This is a genomic window from Cereibacter sediminicola (genome assembly GCF_007668225.1).
GTDB classification, from domain to species: domain Bacteria; phylum Pseudomonadota; class Alphaproteobacteria; order Rhodobacterales; family Rhodobacteraceae; genus Cereibacter_A; species Cereibacter_A azotoformans.
In genome coordinates this window covers 1-681 of the sequence record NZ_VDEK01000127.1, presented here as the reverse complement: position 1 = coordinate 681, position 681 = coordinate 1, and the positions used below count along the sequence as shown (strand labels likewise).

The 681-nt window shown below is 63.9% G+C and carries 1 protein-coding gene and 1 pseudogene; both read right to left on the bottom strand.

The features are described from left to right. Positions 1-36: 36 nt before the first annotated feature. Positions 37-243 carry a cold-shock protein gene (locus tag FG154_RS20675; protein WP_011911127.1) on the bottom strand — a complete coding sequence of 69 codons (207 nt, stop codon included), beginning with the start codon at positions 241-243 and terminating at the stop codon, positions 37-39. A gap of 249 nt (positions 244-492) precedes the next feature. After that, positions 493-681, bottom strand: a pseudogene (locus FG154_RS20670) (hypothetical protein); the annotation flags it as partial.

Sequence of the window (681 nt, the reverse complement as noted above, 5' to 3'; positions counted from 1 at the left end):
AGGCCGCCCGTCCATGTCGATCCGAAGATGGTTCGATCAGGCGAGAACGAGGTTCGTCGCCGACTCGCGGCCGTTGCGGTCACGCTCGAGGTCGAAGGTGACGGTCTGCCCGTCGTTGAGCTGCCGGATGCCGGCGCGTTCAAGCGCGGTGACGTGAACGAACACGTCCTTGGAGCCGCCCGTCGGGGCAATGAAGCCAAAGCCTTTGGTGGCGTTGAACCATTTCACGGTGCCGTTGGCCATCGTGATGTATCCTTGTCTTGTGCGCCACCCGCTTGATGCGGTGGCCTGGCTCAGTTCGTCAGAGTCGCAACTGAAGCCGCAAGGAAACAGAAGGTCGAAAGAGGATGCTTTGCCCCACCTTCCTGACAGACTTCGCCCATCAAGACAAGCCTCGATGGAAAACAGAATATCGCCGCGCCGGAAGCAGGAGCCACAGGGGTCCTTCGCGCCACGTATCCCGAGCGGGGCTTCGATCGATTCCGGGATGGGTCACGCCTCGTACAGGCGGCGCAGGTCGGCCTCGGTCACTCCGTCAGCCTCCATGACCATCCGGATCATGGGATCGTCGAGCATCGCCTGCAGGAAGAACCGGTCGAGCGCGCCCGACGCTTCGTCGCGCGCGACCGCCGCGTCGATGTCCGCCAGCCGCACGGTCAGGGCCCGGGCGAGGTTGGGCAT

Coding starts and splice junctions, on each gene's coding strand:
- FG154_RS20675 (WP_011911127.1), bottom strand. CDS start 243: ATGGCCAACGGCACCGTGAAATGGTTCAACGCCACCAAAGGCTTTGGC.